Here is a 15,546-nt window from a genome sequence, read left to right as displayed (position 1 = left end):
GTCTTGGACGGAAGCGCAATTTATCGCGTTACTTAAAAAGTGTTGCGAAATTATACGCTTCAACCCGAATTCTTTCTTTGTTGAACTTTTTCGTATGAAATTATCAACAAAATGGCGCAAGATTATAGTTCAAAAATTACGCCATGTAAATGCTATTCTCTAAAATTATACTTGCGTATTTAGAGTAGCTTGGTCAACAGCAACACCTGCGCCCATAGTTGTTGAGATGCTTACTTTCTTCAAGTAAGTACCTTTTGCTTGAGAAGGCTTAGCTTTCTTAAGTGCAACAAGTAGAGACTCAAGGTTTTGTTGTAACTGTTCAGCAGTGAAGTCCACTTTACCGATAGTAGTGTGGATGATGCCGTTTTTGTCGTTACGGTAACGAACCTGACCAGCTTTAGCATTTTTAACTGCTTCTGCAACGTTAGGCGTTACAGTACCAGTTTTAGGGTTAGGCATAAGACCACGTGGACCTAGGATTTGACCTAGTTGACCAACAACGCGCATTGCATCAGGAGAAGCAACAACAACGTCAAAGTTCATTTCGCCTTTCTTAACTTGCTCAGCAAGGTCTTCCATACCAACTAAATCAGCACCAGCTTCTTTAGCAGCATCAGCGTTAGCACCTTGAGTGAACACAGCTACGCGAACTTCGCGACCAGTACCGTGTGGTAGTACAGTTGCACCACGAACGTTTTGGTCTGATTTACGTGCATCGATACCAAGGTTAACAGCAACGTCAACACTTTCAACGAACTTAGCTGTTGCTAATTCTTTAAGCAAAGCAACTGCTTCATTGATTTCGTAATCTTTAGTAACATCCACTTTTTCGCGGATAGTACGCATACGTTTAGTAAGTTTAGCCATTTCTATTAACCCTCTACGTTCAAGCCCATTGCACGTGCAGAACCTGCGATCGTGCGAACTGCAGCTTCCATATCAGCTGCTGTTAAATCTGGACGTTTAGTCTCAACGATCTCTTCAAGTTGAGCACGTGTAACAGTACCCACTTTTTCAGTGTTTGGACGGCCAGAACCAGACTTGATGCCTGCAGCTTTCTTAAGAAGGTAAGAAGCAGGAGGAGTCTTCATGTCGAACGTGAAAGAACGATCATTGTATACAGAAATAACAACAGGAACCGGTGCGCCTTTTTCGATAGATTCTGTACGTGCGTTGAACGCTTTACAGAATTCCATGATGTTTACACCGTGTTGACCTAGTGCAGGACCTACTGGAGGACTAGGGTTAGCCATACCAGCAGCAACTTGTAGCTTGATTAGAGCTTCAACTTTTTTAGCCATGATAATACCTCATTAGGTGGGTCTTAGCCTTGTGCGCGCGAGGACGCGTACTCAGACGGCTTCCCAATTAATAAAAAACTTTTTGATTTTGCAAAGACTTAAATCTTTAGCATACAAAAAGGCCGCTGATTATAAGTTAACCAGCGGCCTTTTTCAATACTTCTTAAAAGAATTACTTATCTTTCTCTACTTGGCCGAATTCTAAGTCTACAGGTGTAGAACGACCAAAGATCAATACAGATACTTTTAAGCGGCTCTTTTCATAGTCCACTTCTTCAACCACACCACTGAAGTCTGCAAATGGACCGTCAGTAACACGAACCACCTCACCCACTTCAAATAGAGTCGCAGGCTTAGGTGCTTCCGCATTTTCTTGTAAGCGGTTAAGAATACGATCAGCTTCTTTTTTGCTGATAGGTGCAGGGCGGTCTGATGTTCCACCTATGAAGCCCATTACACGCGGCGTGCTGTTCACTAAGTGCCAGCTCGCATCATTCATATCCATTTCTACCAGTACATAGCCTGGGAAAAATTTACGCTCAGATTTGCGCTTTTGGCCGGCTCTCATTTCAACTACTTCTTCAGTAGGAACAAGCACTTCACCGAAGCTGTCTTCTAAGCCTTCAATTTTAATGTGCTCAATGATAGTTTGAGCAACGCGCTTTTCAAAACCTGAAAACGCTTGAATTACGTACCAACGTAATTTCTTTTCTTTGTTCTCATCCGACATGGGATCAGATCTCCAATCCAGTTAAAAAGCCAACAACTCTAAATAAAATGCCGTCTAGACCCCAAAGGATCAACGCCATTACTACTGTCGCTGCCATTACGATAAACGTAGTGTGAGTTGTTTCTTGACGCGTTGGCCAAACAACTTTACGTACCTCGATGCGAGACTCTTTTGCAAAGGCAATAAAAGTACGCCCCTTTTCAGTCGTCGCTGCAACACCCAATGCAGCTGCGACCGCTGCAACCACACCCACGGCACGTACCAGAACAGACATATCTGCATAAAGATAGTTGCCAACTACCGCACCCGTAAGTAGCGTGATTGCAATTAGCCATTTTACCATGTCCATCGAGCTAGACGGGTTTTCAACATTAGTGCTCATAATTTATTTACCTTAAATACAGACACAACAACCCTGCATATAACAGGGTTAATCCATTAAATCCAAATTTAGAAATAAGCGCTTAGGAGTTCAAACACACATTTTTAGATTTGGACTAGCTCTGAATTGGCAGGGGCGGCAGGACTCGAACCCGCAACCATCGGTTTTGGAGACCGCTGTTCTACCAATTGGAACTACGCCCCTGCAAAGTGGATGCCCATTATACTGACGAACAATTTGAAAACAAGAGTAAAAGATGTGCAAACATAAAAATCCTGCAGCAAAATCCTCGTCTTCCTTTATAAATGGGGTATTTCTCGCGCTATTCAAGTATCTAGGCGGATAAGATCGGGATTATAAAAGTCTGTTAATAGCCAAATTTGCTCAAATGCATGATTGCTAGGATAGTCAAGATGACCAACTATGGCTGTAAAATCGGCGTGGTGCCACAAAGTGCTGGCGTTACGTATGAGCAGCCAAGTTCGGTTTGAGTGGTAACGCTTGAAGGCTTTTTGGTTGAGCAGCCGACCTAAGGCAAATTTCAATCGTTGTTCACTAGGCGCTTGCGCCATAGCTGCAAGCTCTCTTTGTGTTTCCAGTGACAAAGGCCTGCCTAATACGGCCATGGCCTCTTTTTCACTGGCATACAAATGCGCGACTTCAATATCAAGGCGCTCATCTCCTTGATAACAGCTCACATCAGGCTTGCTTGGTTCATTATGCCAAATGTGTCGCATCGGTATGCCATATTGCTGCTCATAACAGCGTAAGAATAGCTTGGCCGCATCGTGTTCGAGCTGTAGTTTTTCTAAATCACTTTCTCTGGGCACTGATTGTTTCATACACATCCGCTAGCAAGCTCGACGCACCAAAACGAAAATGTGTCGCACTGAGCCAATTGCTTCCCATGATTTGTTCGGTTAAGCGCAAATACTCCGCAGCTTGGGCCACCGTTTTCACACCGCCAGCCGCTTTGAAGCCCACGTCTTTACCTGAAGCATTAATACATTCCAGCATCACTTTTGTTGCTTCTAACGTCGCATTAACCATTACTTTTCCAGTACTTGTTTTTAAAAAATCAGCACCTGCAAGTATTGCCACGTCACTGGCTTGTTGGATTAACGCCTCAGTTTGTAGTACACCACTCTCAATGATGACCTTGAGCTTCGCCTTACCTCTACATAGTGCTTTGCTGGAATGCACATATTGCCATGGCGTATCGGGATCACCTGCGATTAACTGTTGATATGGCAATACCAAGTCAATTTCATCCGCGCCATCAGCAAGTGCTTGCTCGGTTTGTGCCAATACCGCCGCTAGAGGTTGCTTTCCATCAGCGAAATTAGTGACCGTTGCCACTTTAATTTGCTCAAGTCCACGCTCTTTTAAGCGCCTCTTTGCTAGCGCAACAAACTGCGGGTAAACACATACCGCCGCTGGCAAACCTAGCTCAGGATTAATGCTGTCAATTAGCTGCGCTATTGCTTTATCGTCATCATTATCATTCAATGATGTCAGGTCCATCAAATTCAGTGCTAATTCAGCATCTTCGTACAATGCCATTATTACGATTCCATTTATATCAATTTCTTGGCTTAGTTAAAATCATCCAGCCCCAATGCCACAGGACATATGTCCGCACCAGATGCAACTTCAGTGCTATGACAACTTATATCTCATAACCAAACACTATAACGAGTGTGACACACAACTTAACATCTCGCAAAGTACTGTAAATAAAGCCTTAAGCCATTTCGCAAGTCGATATATAACTTTTGGTTATATAAACTAGGTTTTAATTATTTTTTCCTCGACAATGCACATTATATTCTGCTCTCCTGTTCGCTACAGCTAAGGTTAGCTAGCGCGTTGTTTTTGTGTTTTTTGGAGCATACAGTGCAGTATTTACCTATTTTCACCAAACTTGATAACAAACCGGTTCTCGTCGTCGGTGGCGGTGATGTTGCGCTTAGAAAATGCCGCGCCTTTATCAAAGCACGCGCTAAAGTGACTGTCGTTGCCCCTGAATTTTGCGACGAACTTCGTGAACATGCACGACAAGATCACGTTATTCTCACTGAGGACTATTTCAATGAGACTCACTTAAATGAACAAATGCTCGTGATCGCAGCAACGGATAGCGACGAAGTTAACAAGCAAGTATTTGAATTGGCGAACGCACGTCATATTTTTGTCAATGTGGTAGATGACCAACCAAGATGTACATTTATATTCCCGTCTATTGTAGATAGAGATCCCATTACCATTGCAATCTCTAGCGCGGGTACAGCCCCAGTATTAGCAAGACGCCTACGCGAAAAGCTTGAAACACTCATTCCACAACATATTGGTCCACTCGCCAAATTAGTAGGCAACTTCAGAGAGCACGTTAAGGCGCGTTTTAAGCATTTTGCAGATCGCAGACAATTTTGGGAAGGCGTGTTCGACTCAAGCGTAGTGAGCAAGGTGCAAGCTGGTGATACGCAAGGTGCTACCGAGCAGCTACACGAGATGTTAGATGCCAAACCTGAACCACAAGGCGAAGTCTATATCGTAGGTGCAGGTCCAGGCGACCCTGAATTACTCACCCTAAAAGCGTTACAGTTAATGCAACAAGCTGATGTGGTGGTATACGATTACCTCGTTTCCGATGAGATCATGGAGTTAGTGCGCCGCGATGCTGATTTAATCTGTGTTGGCAAGCGTTTAGGCAATCACAGTGTAAAACAAGAAGATACTAACAAAATGCTGGTTGATTTGGCCAAGCAAGGTAAAAAAGTATGCCGCATTAAAGGGGGCGACCCCTTCATTTACGGCCGTGGTGGTGAAGAAGTACAAGTGCTGGCTGCAAACCAAGTGCATTATCAGATAGTGCCTGGGATCACAGCAGCAGCAGGCTGTAGTGCCTATGCAGGTATACCGCTGACACACCGCGACCATGCTCAGGCAATCCAGTTTGTAACAGGGCATTGTAAAAAAGACGGACAAGAGCTTGATTGGCCTTCATTAGCCAAGCCAAATCAAACGTTAGCTATCTATATGGGCGTAATTAAATCACCGCATATTCAAGCACAATTGCTGAAGTATGGTCGCGCAGCGGATACACCTGTGGCTATCATCGAAAATGGCACCCGAAAAGAGCAGCGAGTTGTCAGAACGCAGCTTGATCAGTTAGCCGAGCAGATAGAAGCGCAACAGATTGTATCGCCCGCGTTACTCATTATTGGTGAAGTTGCCGCGCTCCATGAGCAACTTGCGTGGTTTGGACAAACCACGCAAGTGAGCAGCTTCGCTCAGCCACTCACCGATGTGGCTTAACAGGTTTTATGTAATTTTAATATTTGATGTAGGACGACTACCATGGCTTTAACACACCTTCAGCAACTTGAGGCTGAGAGTATAAAGATTATTCGCGAAGTCGCCGCAGAGTTTGAAAATCCAGTAATGCTTTACTCTATTGGTAAAGACTCTTCGGTACTTCTGCACTTAGCGCGTAAAGCGTTTTATCCGGCGAAGATCCCGTTTCCACTTCTGCATGTGGACACCGACTGGAAATTCCGTGAGATGATTGAGTTTCGCGACCGCGTAGCAAAAGAGTATGGTTTTGAGCTACTGGTGCATAAGAATCCAGAAGGTATTGCAATGGGCATTGGGCCATTCACACATGGCTCAGCGAAACATACTGATGTGATGAAAACTCAAGGCTTAAAACAAGCGCTTGATAAATACGGTTTTGATGCCGCATTTGGTGGCGCGCGCCGTGATGAAGAGAAATCTCGTGCAAAAGAGCGTGTTTATTCATTCCGTGATAAATATCACCGCTGGGACCCAAAAAATCAGCGTCCGGAGCTTTGGAATACCTACAACAGCCAAGTTAACCCTGGGGAAAGCATTCGCGTATTCCCTCTGTCAAACTGGACTGAGCTGGATATTTGGCAATATATCTATCAAGAGAATATTGAAATGGTGCCATTATATCTTGCTAAAGAGCGCCCAGTGGTTGAGCGCGATGGTACGTTGATCATGGTTGACGATGAGCGTATGCCATTAGAAGAAGGTGAAGTGCCACAAATGAAATCGGTGCGTTTCCGCACGCTTGGCTGCTATCCACTCACTGGTGCAGTTGAGTCAACGGCTAGCACACTAACTGAAATTATCGAAGAAATGTTGTTATCAACGTCATCAGAACGTGAAGGACGAGTGATTGACCATGACTCAGCAGGGTCAATGGAGAAGAAAAAACGTGAGGGGTACTTCTAATGTCTACAGCCAACGAAGTTAGAGAGTTAGGTATTGATGCCTACCTTGCTCGCCAGCAAGATAAAAGCCTATTACGCATGATGACCTGTGGTAGTGTAGATGATGGTAAATCAACGCTTATCGGCCGTTTACTGCACGACAGCCATCAAATTTATGAAGATCAGTTAGCTGCTCTACACAAAGACAATGAAAAAGTAGGTAATGCCGGTGAGGAACTAGATTTGGCGTTATTGGTTGACGGTCTGCAAGCTGAGCGCGAGCAGGGGATCACCATTGACGTAGCATATCGCTACTTTTCAACGGCAAAACGCAAATTCATTATCGCCGACACACCAGGACACGAGCAGTACACACGTAACATGGTAACCGGTGCATCAACAAGTGATTTGGCCATTATTTTGGTTGACGCTCGTTATGGTGTGCAAATTCAAACTAAGCGCCACAGCTTTATTTGTGACTCGTTAGGCATTAAGCAATTTGTTGTTGCTATCAATAAAATGGATATCTGTGACTTTGATGAAGCGGTATTTAATCGTATCAAAGAACAGTATCTAGAATTTGCAAAACAATTGAACGTCACAAACATCAAGTTTGTGCCGATGTCAGCACTAAAAGGCGACAATGTCGTAACGCGTTCTGAAAACACGCCTTATTACACAGATAAACCCTTGCTTGAGTTACTGGAAGATTCGCCTGCGGCAGCGGCAAACACCGAGTTTGAAGCACGTTTCCCTGTGCAATATGTAGTGCGTCCAAACCTAGATTTTCGAGGTTTCCAAGGCACACTGACTTCGGGTGCCTTAACAGTAGGCCAAGCAGTTAAAGTACTGCCATCAGGTAAACAATCAAGCATCAAAGAACTGGTGACGTTTGATGGGAACCTAGAGCAAGTAGAAACAGGGCAAGCGTTTACGATGACACTGAATGACGAAGTGGATGTAAGCCGAGGCGATGTGATTGTTCCTGTAGACTCGAGCGCACAAGTCACGAATTTAATTCAAGCTAAACTGGTATGGATGCATGAAGCGCCATTGGTTATTGGTAAAAGCTATAACTTTAAGTTAGGTAGCAAAAATACCTCTGCAATTGTTAAGCACATTGACCATACCATTGACGTTAATACGCTTGAACATGGCCAAGCCGATTCGTTGCAACTTAACGAAATCGCGATTGTCACACTCGAGCTCACTGAAAGCATTTTGGCTGACGTTTACCGCAACAACCGTGAGACAGGCTCATTTATTTTAATTGATCGCCTTAGCAACCTGACTGTGGGTGCAGGGATGGTCGAAGCGTTAATGTCGGCACAAGCAACAACAGCAACTCAATTTAGCGAGTTTGAAGTTGAACTGAATGCGCTGGTTCGCAAGCACTTCCCACACTGGCAAGCGCTTGATATCAGCAAGCTTAAGTAACATTAATCGCCTGTTATTAGGAGCATTTTTGCATGTATGAGCAGTTAATTTTAACAGGCATTATGTTAGCTCTTGTTGGGTGCCTCTTCGGCACCCGCTTAAAACCCGCTTGGTTGTTTGTAGGTGCGATTAGCGCCAGCTACCTTGCCGGTTTAATTGAACTTGAAGGCATGTTAGTTAACTATGCCAATCCTTCTCTAATCACTTTAGTTTTGTTGGTGCTGGTATCAATTGCCATAGAAAAAACGACATTAGTACAAACCTTGGCGCAATCACTGGCAAAAGGCAGCTTATCTAAGTCCGTGATGAAATTGGGGCTATCCACCGCGTTCTTATCATCGTTCACTAACAATACAGCGGTTGTCGCTTCTTTGATCTCAGCGATAAAAGAAAGTCCGACTCATTCACCATCTAAATTACTATTACCACTGTCGTATACTGCCATTTTAGGCGGAACTCTGACGCTTATCGGCACTTCGACGAATTTGATAGTCAACGGCTTTGCCGTCGAGGCAGGCATGCAGCCGCTCGGCTTTTTTGACTTCACCCTTGTCGGCTTAGGCGCGTTAGTCGTTGGTTTACTGACCATTATGGTATTCCTAAAATACTTACCCGATAATGGCAAAAATGACCAAGAGGTCGTGCCCTTTTATCTTGAAGGTAAAGTGCAACCCGGCTCAAAGTTAATTGGTCGAACGGTAGAAGAGAATGGCCTACGTGATTTAAAAGATCTATTCCTTGCTGAGATCATTCATGGTGAGCGGCGCATTTGTGCGGTTACGCCACAACAGGTTATCCAACAAGGCGATGTGCTTCTGTTTGTGGGTGATATTAAATCCGTGCCACTTTTATCACGCTTTGATGGCTTAAAAATAGTACACGACAAACACGAGAAAGATGTAGAGCACCTCGTCGAAGTCGTTATGAGCCAATCGTCAAAGTACATAGGTAAAACTGTAAAAGAGGTGCGTTTTCGTGAACAATTTCATGCCGCGGTCATTGCCATTCGTCGTGGTCATGACAGATTGCAAGGCGGCCTTGGGCAAATTAGGCTGCAAGCAGGTGACTCTCTGATCTTGGCTCCTGGTAGCCAGTTTTACGAATTGCCGGACCTCAAGCGGGAGTTTGTTTATATTTCAGGGCTTGATTTACAAGCTCACCTTAAGCCGCAACAATCTAATCTAGTGTTGGCTGCATTTAGCAGTGTGTTGGTACTGAGTATATTTGACCTATTCCCACTCGTTAAAGGGCTCATGGTATTACTCCTCGGGTTATTTTTGACTGGTACGGTCAAGCTTAACGAGCTTAAAAGACGCTTCCCGCTTGAACTGCTAGCCATCGTCGGAAGTGCCATTGGCTTAGCTAAATTAATGATAGATACGGGTTTGGCTGGGCAAATATCCAATGCGCTATTTTATGTTTTAGGAGACTTCGGTCCTTATGGCGCCTTTATTGCTATTTTTGTGATGACCGTGGTGTTTACTGAGTTAATTACTAACAATGCAGCAGCAGCACTGTCTTTCCCTGTGGCCTATGCATTAGCCATTGGCTTCAGCGTCAATCCCCTCCCCTTTATCATGGCGGTTGCATTTGGCGCATCGGCTAGCTTTATTTCACCTTTTGGTTATCAAACTAATTTAATGGTGTATAGCGCAGGCAATTACCGTATCAAAGATTATGTGACCATGGGATTACCCCTGTCGATAATCTATTCAATTACCGTTTTAACTTTAATTCCTTTGGTTTTTCCATTTTAGTAGGCACCGAGTATGGACGAAAATATCGTATGGCATAACTATGCCGTTGACAAAAACCAGCGCAGCGAACAAAAACGTCATAAGCCTTGTGTGCTATGGTTTACCGGATACTCTGGTTCGGGAAAAAGTACCGTTGCAGGCGCACTAGAAAGTGCTTTACATCAACAGGGTGTGCACACCTACTTACTTGATGGTGATAACGTCCGCCACGGCCTGTGCAAAGACCTAGGGTTCAGCGATGAAGATCGAATAGAAAATATCCGTCGTGTCGGTGAGCTCAGCAAACTGATGGCGGATGCAGGTTTAGTGGTGCTCACAGCCTTTATTTCCCCCTTTCGAGCAGAACGTGATATGGTACGTTCGCTACTGGACGAAGGCGAATTTATAGAAGTCTTTTTAGATACCCCATTAGATGTGTGTGAACAACGCGACCCTAAAGGCCTTTATAAAAAAGCCCGAGCGGGTGAAATCAAACACTTTACGGGCATCGACTCAGCATACCAGGTGCCGAATAACCCGGAAGTTATTCTGGATACCAGCAAAAACTCGCTCGACCAATCTGTTGCACAGTTAGTAGCATACCTAAAAGACAATAACATCATAGGATAAGCCATGAACCAAACAGATCTGCTTGAAGAGATCCTACTATTGGCACGAAAGGCCGGCGACGCCATTATGCCCATTTATGCCAAGGACTTTAATGTGGAATACAAGGCCGATGAGAGCCCTGTAACCGACGCCGATTACGCAGCCCATAGAGTGATCGTAGCAGGTCTAAAAGCTTTGACACCCGAGCTACCAATTCTTAGCGAAGAAAACGCTGATATTGACTGGCCAACAAGACAAACCTGGCAACAATACTGGCTCGTTGACCCAATTGATGGCACCAAAGAATTTATCAAGAAAAATGGCGAATTCACTGTTAATATCGCGTTGATCAAAAACGGCAAGCCTATATTGGGTGTGGTCCATGCGCCAGCATTAAACGTCAGTTACCTTGCCGCTGAAGCGATCGGTGCATTTAGAGAGTGTGGCGAAGCACGGATTGAACTAAAAGTGACAGAAAAAGCCAACAAAGGCAAAATTAACGTGGTGGGTTCACGCTCTCACCCATCCCCCGACTTAGCAGCCTACCTTGAACAGTTTGATGAAGTGGAAATGGTGCCAAAAGGCAGCTCATTAAAGCTGTGCTTAGTGGCAGAGGGCCAAGCTGATATTTATCCCCGTTTAGGGCCAACAAGTGAATGGGACACAGGGGCGGGTCACGCCGTAGCAAACATTGCAGGCGCAAAGGTCACTCAAATCGACGGTAGCCCCTTACTGTATAACCAAAAAGAGAGCTACCTAAACCCGTACTTTGTTGTGTCAAGGCTTATCAGCGAATAACAGTAAAAAGGTCGGCTTCGCCGACCTTTTTACTATCCGAAATATGCAAAAATTAAACGCCATAGAGTGTTTGCATTGCTTTATAATCAATGCCGAATTGGCGTTCAAACCAGCTATTTACATAGCTATCTGAAGGGGCAACCTTCGCACAGCGTAAAACGTTTTCAGCATCGGCCTCTGCGTATTGATTGTGACAATACTGATTAAGCCATAACTGCTTAAGTTGCTCATCAAAATTAAATGTGAGGTGTGACAAGTAACTCGACATGGTTTTACTTTGATCCAAAAACTGCGCCACCTGTGGCTTTAGTTCAGCTTCTTCAAAATTAGCACTGTGACTGGTCGTTTGATTGCTTTGGCTATCCATATATTGGTTAGATAGTAACATGCTAGCTAATTGACCTTGATAGCTTAAGCGTACCGAGTAACTTTCACGATAATCAATTACGGGGTATATATAAACACGCTCCACCTCTACTGCAACTTGCTCGCTTTTATCATTTGGATCAGGTCGATATTCTTCTACGAGATAGCGTTTTTCTTGCTGCTTATGAATGCTGTCACGTTTGTAGTCAACATCTGCGAGCATATTCAGTGTCAACGTATTCGCACCTTTTGGAGAGTACCAGAGGCTACGTTGGAAACGGTCTTTCAACTGACTTATTGTGCCGTCGATGAGCTGTTGGTGCGCACGTCTGTCTGGCGTATTGAGTTGCAACTGCTTATTAAAAACCACCCTGCGAAAACGGCTTTCATCATAGTTATCGACTTTTAGCTTCTTTTTAGTTTGCCAAACCGAACAATACTTTTGCGTCAGTTGTTTTAGGTAAAAACGCTGCCCATACACCTGGCTGGCCAATGCATCGCACTTATGTTGTGCAAGTTGTGTTAGTTTTTGCTGATAACTATGTAACTGAGGTGATAGCTGGGTATTTGAAATTAAAAATGCATATTTGTATTCAAACCATCGGAATTTATCGGGAAACTGACTCGCTGAGAGATCTTGTGCATATTGACGCAAGAACTGGCCTGCGTATGCGACTTCTTCGTGCTGTGTTGCCGCCTGTGCGCCCATTGTTTCTAGATGCCACTCACTTTGATTGCGCAGAATGGTTTCTAATTTGTCTGCAGCAGCAACATGGTTAGAGGCCAAGCGCAGCATCCTTACTTCAATTAAACCCCGGTCAATAATCTTATGTCGTGCTTGAGTTAATCGTTGCTGTGCTTCCACATCATTCGCATCTTCATTTAATGCTTGTTGATAGAAATCAGCAGCTTGCTGATACATGCCCTGCTCATAGAGCTTATCGCCTTTCTCCACTAAGCTCGTGCAGGCGCTCATTAACAATACCGAAGCCATTAATACACTAATTCGGGTCATACCGCTTTAATCCTTTTTCTTGTCAGTCTCAAGCACAGAAATCATTGAAATATGGTTTCATTGTATCCAATTAAGGCGCAATTCGCGATTCATAAAATACCGCCATTTTGTATCAGTTTGACTACGCTTAGTAAACACCTTCATTTTTTGGAGTGCTTATGCAACATTGGCGTCGCTTTTTTCCCATTTTATTCTTATTGGCTCTCAATTCCTCAGCTATGACCAACACTAAAAACGAATTCATTCACATCTACACTGAAGACTTTCCACCCTATCAAGAGTTTTTAGGGCCTGGAAAAATCGGCGGCGTCGCTACTGAGTTTGTTGATGCTTTATTCAAACATGTAAATATCGATTATAAAATTCATGTACTCCCTTGGTTTCGGACCAATCATGTCGTTAATCATACGCCTAACGCCTTGATTTATTCGCTAGCACGCACCACTGAAAGGGAAAAGCTTTATCATTGGATAGCACCTCTATGTGAGATTAAGGTCTCGTTTTACAAGCTCAAAGCGCGCAAGGATATTCAAGTAAATAGCCTTGAAGATGCTAGAAAATACGTCGTGGCCGTGGCCTCAGGGCAACCAACCGAACAGCATCTTGTGGAGGAAGGTTTTAGCCAAGAAGATAATTTGGTCATTTTAGCTAGCCATGAGCAAGGCGCACGAATGCTCAACAAAGATAGAGTTGACTTACTCTATGGCGCTGACTTGTTTATTAAGAACATACAACATTCTTTAGGTAGAAGTGGCGAATGGGAGCGAGTTTACGTCTCACCCCACTTAAGCAAACGCATGTATTTGGCGGCCAATATTAATAGCGATGACACTTTGATAAGAAGGCTGCAACAAGGCTTCAAAGAAATCAGCCCTAAGCTCAATACCGCAACACGATGTACACAAGCCATGCACCAGCACGCCAATTAACTGGCTTGCTGCGCAAAACGGCTGATGATTTTCTCAAATGCAAAGTGTAGCGATGCAGATTGTGCTTCAATGTTGAAGTAGTCCTTTAATAGCCTCTCCAACTGATCTGGCTGCGTAATTGTTATGTCAACTTGCTCATTAGTGTGTTCGTTCAGGTGATTAAAGTGCAGGTTTCGGATCAAATAACGCTGGCCCTTATCGATACGTGATACCACTAAATTATTCACAAATGCCGCTTCTGGGTGCTGATGACTATAAAAATGCCCAACCTCACAATCCCCTTCAAATACTTGTGCCAAGTCGATTTGATACAAACCTAACGGCTCAGGTTTTGTCATTGCGATAGTCGCGTGAGAGGCCGTTCGGGTAACTTGGTAGCAATTTGGCCCTTGGCTCAATGTTTGATCTTGGTCGATTGCGATTGGCATAATAGGGGCTTTAACACCGAACCCCACATCAATCGAGTAGGTCTTTCCTGCAAAGCTGAGTAATGTCACACGGTGTGTACAAGGGTTGTCTGTTTTACCGTTGAGCATAACCCGTGCTAAGGCTGGCCTCACTTCATAGCCAAGCGCTTCTAAAGTTAAAAACATAACCCGATTATGTTCAAAACAATAACCCCCTTGTCGTGTTGCGATTAAACGCTCAAATAAAGGCGCGGCATCGAGGTTAAGATATTTTCCTTGCATAGCATTAATACTGCTAAAACTGTAGGTAGCAAGGTGCTGCTTTTGCAGTTGTTCAACAAATTCAAAACTGCCGATAGGAGCGGTGATTTTTAAGCTTTCTAAGTAGTGTTTTATATAGCTTGGCAAAGTGTGTGAGTGTGTATTTAACATCGTTATTTCCTTAAATATGCGTCAGTCTGTTTGCCAAGGTAAAAGCTCAAGCTAAGTTGAGGTCAAACTCTTTTTGTACCTTATTTAAAAATAAGGCACACTGCCATGTAACTCATTAACGAATGATTTGATTCAACCAATCATGAAATTAGACACTCAACGAATTGTGATCAGAAGTGCCCATGTCAACTTTGCTCACTCAGTCGCATCGTTTTACACACGCAATAAAAGCTTTTTTGCCCACTCCCAACCCACTCGTGACGAAAACTTTTTCTCTGCTGAGTATTGGCGTGAGCATCTCGTCCACTTACAAACGAGCTTTGAAAATGAAACCCAGTATCAGTTTTACCTGTTTGCAAAGGACGATCCAAACATCATCATTGGTCAAATTTGCATATCAGGCGTTCAAAGAGGTCCATTTCAAGCGTGCTTTGTCGGTTATCAGCTTGATCAACAACACAACGGTTTGGGGCTGATGCACGAAGCATTAAGCTGTGTTATTGACTGGCTATTTGGGGAAAAGCATCTGCATAGGATCATGGCTAACTACGTTCCGACAAACGAAAAGAGCGCAGCGCTTTTAAAAAAGCTTGGCTTTACGGTAGAGGGATATGCACGAGATTATCTATATCTCAATGGTCAGTGGCAAGATCACATCTTAACCGCACTTGTGAATGATGAATATCGTGCAAAAGGTTAGCGACTTGAGCGGAGCGAATACGCTCTTTTTGCGCAAGGTGAATTTGGTGTAAAGGGCTAACGACTGCGAACGCAGTGAGAACGTTTCCTTTACGCAAGCTGGAGTGCAAAATCATGGACGAAGTCCGTGGCTTTTGCGCAAGGTGAAATGAGCCAATCTAACAACCGCTGAGGGACTCACACCGTCGGATGGCGCTTCGCTTATGCCGACCTACAAAACCCGAATCTTAGACATTAAAAAAGGCCACCAAAGTGACTTTCGTGCAAAGGGCTAACGACAGCGAACGCAGTGAGTGCGTTTCCTTTTGCGCAAGGTGAAATAAGCCAGTCTAACAACCGCTAAGGGACTACCCGTCGGATGGCGCTACGCTTATACCAACCTACAAGACATAAAAAAACCCGAGCCTAAGCTCGGGTTTTTCTAATGCTTTGTGGCATTAACTAAAGTCGATATTACTCAACGATAG

The 15,546-nt window shown here is 44.1% G+C and carries 16 protein-coding genes and 1 tRNA gene; 8 read left to right on the top strand and 9 right to left on the bottom strand.

The features are described from left to right. Positions 1 to 165: 165 nt before the first annotated feature. From rplA to deoC, 7 genes are all read right to left on the bottom strand, one after another. Positions 166 to 867, bottom strand: coding sequence for a 50S ribosomal protein L1 (gene rplA, locus ACW689_RS20655; protein ID WP_476294211.1), 702 nt, complete (start codon positions 865 to 867; stop codon positions 166 to 168). Positions 868 to 872: 5 nt separating this feature from the next. Next, entirely contained in the window at positions 873 to 1,301 is a 429-nt protein-coding gene (gene rplK, locus ACW689_RS20650; RefSeq protein WP_070982801.1) for a 50S ribosomal protein L11, read from the bottom strand. A 172-nt stretch (positions 1,302 to 1,473) separates the two neighbouring features. Then, positions 1,474 to 2,031 carry a transcription termination/antitermination protein NusG gene (gene nusG / locus ACW689_RS20645; RefSeq protein WP_152087339.1) on the bottom strand — a complete coding sequence of 186 codons (558 nt, stop codon included), beginning with the start codon at positions 2,029 to 2,031 and terminating at the stop codon, positions 1,474 to 1,476. A 4-nt stretch (positions 2,032 to 2,035) separates the two neighbouring features. After that, a complete protein-coding gene (gene secE / locus ACW689_RS20640) occupies positions 2,036 to 2,413 on the bottom strand; it encodes a preprotein translocase subunit SecE (protein WP_476294209.1) in 378 nt (125 codons plus the stop codon). A gap of 127 nt (positions 2,414 to 2,540) precedes the next feature. After that, positions 2,541 to 2,617: transfer RNA gene (locus tag ACW689_RS20635), tRNA-Trp, on the bottom strand. Positions 2,618 to 2,739: 122 nt separating this feature from the next. Beyond that, on the bottom strand, positions 2,740 to 3,243 hold the full coding sequence (locus tag ACW689_RS20630; RefSeq protein WP_476294221.1) for a hypothetical protein: 504 nt from the start codon (positions 3,241 to 3,243) through the stop codon (positions 2,740 to 2,742). Next, positions 3,227 to 3,976 (bottom strand): deoxyribose-phosphate aldolase, encoded by a 750-nt coding sequence (gene deoC / locus ACW689_RS20625; RefSeq protein WP_476294207.1) that lies wholly within the window; start codon positions 3,974 to 3,976, stop codon positions 3,227 to 3,229. The genes ACW689_RS20630 and deoC overlap by 17 nt, the downstream gene beginning before the upstream one ends. 333 nt (positions 3,977 to 4,309) lie before the next feature. Here deoC and cysG point away from each other — a divergent pair, with 333 nt between their 5' ends. The 6 genes from cysG to cysQ are packed head-to-tail and all read left to right on the top strand — an operon-like array spanning position 4,310 to position 11,231. Continuing rightward, positions 4,310 to 5,731 (top strand): siroheme synthase CysG, encoded by a 1,422-nt coding sequence (gene cysG, locus ACW689_RS20620; RefSeq protein WP_476294206.1) that lies wholly within the window; start codon positions 4,310 to 4,312, stop codon positions 5,729 to 5,731. Positions 5,732 to 5,773: 42 nt separating this feature from the next. Beyond that, complete coding sequence (gene cysD / locus ACW689_RS20615) at positions 5,774 to 6,673, top strand: sulfate adenylyltransferase subunit CysD (RefSeq protein WP_476294205.1); 900 nt, start codon at positions 5,774 to 5,776, stop codon at positions 6,671 to 6,673. After that, positions 6,673 to 8,088: a sulfate adenylyltransferase subunit CysN gene (gene cysN / locus ACW689_RS20610; RefSeq protein ID WP_476294203.1), complete on the top strand. Its 1,416-nt coding sequence runs from the start codon at positions 6,673 to 6,675 to the stop codon at positions 8,086 to 8,088. The genes cysD and cysN overlap by 1 nt, the downstream gene beginning before the upstream one ends. A 32-nt stretch (positions 8,089 to 8,120) precedes the next feature. After that, a complete protein-coding gene (locus ACW689_RS20605; protein WP_476294202.1) occupies positions 8,121 to 9,845 on the top strand; it encodes an SLC13 family permease in 1,725 nt (574 codons plus the stop codon). Positions 9,846 to 9,857: 12 nt separating this feature from the next. Beyond that, positions 9,858 to 10,454, top strand: coding sequence for an adenylyl-sulfate kinase (gene cysC, locus ACW689_RS20600; RefSeq protein WP_476294201.1), 597 nt, complete (start codon positions 9,858 to 9,860; stop codon positions 10,452 to 10,454). 3 nt (positions 10,455 to 10,457) lie between these two features. Then, positions 10,458 to 11,231 (top strand): 3'(2'),5'-bisphosphate nucleotidase CysQ, encoded by a 774-nt coding sequence (cysQ, locus tag ACW689_RS20595; protein ID WP_476294199.1) that lies wholly within the window; start codon positions 10,458 to 10,460, stop codon positions 11,229 to 11,231. A gap of 52 nt (positions 11,232 to 11,283) precedes the next feature. On the opposite strand, the gene ACW689_RS20590 is transcribed toward cysQ, so the two are convergent. Next, positions 11,284 to 12,612, bottom strand: a complete 1,329-nt coding sequence (locus tag ACW689_RS20590; protein WP_476294197.1) for a tetratricopeptide repeat protein — start codon at positions 12,610 to 12,612, stop codon at positions 11,284 to 11,286. 158 nt (positions 12,613 to 12,770) lie between these two features. Here ACW689_RS20590 and ACW689_RS20585 point away from each other — a divergent pair, with 158 nt between their 5' ends. After that, a complete protein-coding gene (locus tag ACW689_RS20585; RefSeq protein WP_476294195.1) occupies positions 12,771 to 13,541 on the top strand; it encodes a substrate-binding periplasmic protein in 771 nt (256 codons plus the stop codon). On the opposite strand, the gene ACW689_RS20580 is transcribed toward ACW689_RS20585, so the two are convergent. Continuing rightward, a complete protein-coding gene (locus ACW689_RS20580; protein WP_476294194.1) occupies positions 13,538 to 14,380 on the bottom strand; it encodes an arylamine N-acetyltransferase family protein in 843 nt (280 codons plus the stop codon). The genes ACW689_RS20585 and ACW689_RS20580 overlap by 4 nt on opposite strands. Before the next feature lie 142 nt (positions 14,381 to 14,522). Here ACW689_RS20580 and ACW689_RS20575 point away from each other — a divergent pair, with 142 nt between their 5' ends. Further along, complete coding sequence (locus tag ACW689_RS20575) at positions 14,523 to 15,080, top strand: GNAT family N-acetyltransferase (RefSeq protein ID WP_476294193.1); 558 nt, start codon at positions 14,523 to 14,525, stop codon at positions 15,078 to 15,080. The last annotated feature ends 466 nt before the right edge of the window (positions 15,081 to 15,546 follow it).

The sequence above is a fragment of the Pseudoalteromonas sp. ABE4_541 genome (assembly GCF_056312285.1).
The sequence above is the reverse complement of the archived record's forward strand: the minus strand, read 5'-3'. Positions and strand labels throughout refer to the sequence as shown.

Coding starts and splice junctions, on each gene's coding strand:
- rplA (WP_476294211.1), bottom strand. CDS start 867: ATGGCTAAACTTACTAAACGTATGCGTACTATCCGCGAAAAAGTGGAT.
- rplK (WP_070982801.1), bottom strand. CDS start 1,301: ATGGCTAAAAAAGTTGAAGCTCTAATCAAGCTACAAGTTGCTGCTGGT.
- nusG (WP_152087339.1), bottom strand. CDS start 2,031: ATGTCGGATGAGAACAAAGAAAAGAAATTACGTTGGTACGTAATTCAA.
- secE (WP_476294209.1), bottom strand. CDS start 2,413: ATGAGCACTAATGTTGAAAACCCGTCTAGCTCGATGGACATGGTAAAA.
- deoC (WP_476294207.1), bottom strand. CDS start 3,976: ATGGCATTGTACGAAGATGCTGAATTAGCACTGAATTTGATGGACCTG.
- cysD (WP_476294205.1), top strand. CDS start 5,774: ATGGCTTTAACACACCTTCAGCAACTTGAGGCTGAGAGTATAAAGATT.
- cysN (WP_476294203.1), top strand. CDS start 6,673: ATGTCTACAGCCAACGAAGTTAGAGAGTTAGGTATTGATGCCTACCTT.
- ACW689_RS20605 (WP_476294202.1), top strand. CDS start 8,121: ATGTATGAGCAGTTAATTTTAACAGGCATTATGTTAGCTCTTGTTGGG.
- cysC (WP_476294201.1), top strand. CDS start 9,858: ATGGACGAAAATATCGTATGGCATAACTATGCCGTTGACAAAAACCAG.
- cysQ (WP_476294199.1), top strand. CDS start 10,458: ATGAACCAAACAGATCTGCTTGAAGAGATCCTACTATTGGCACGAAAG.
- ACW689_RS20590 (WP_476294197.1), bottom strand. CDS start 12,612: ATGACCCGAATTAGTGTATTAATGGCTTCGGTATTGTTAATGAGCGCC.
- ACW689_RS20585 (WP_476294195.1), top strand. CDS start 12,771: ATGCAACATTGGCGTCGCTTTTTTCCCATTTTATTCTTATTGGCTCTC.
- ACW689_RS20580 (WP_476294194.1), bottom strand. CDS start 14,380: ATGTTAAATACACACTCACACACTTTGCCAAGCTATATAAAACACTAC.
- ACW689_RS20575 (WP_476294193.1), top strand. CDS start 14,523: ATGAAATTAGACACTCAACGAATTGTGATCAGAAGTGCCCATGTCAAC.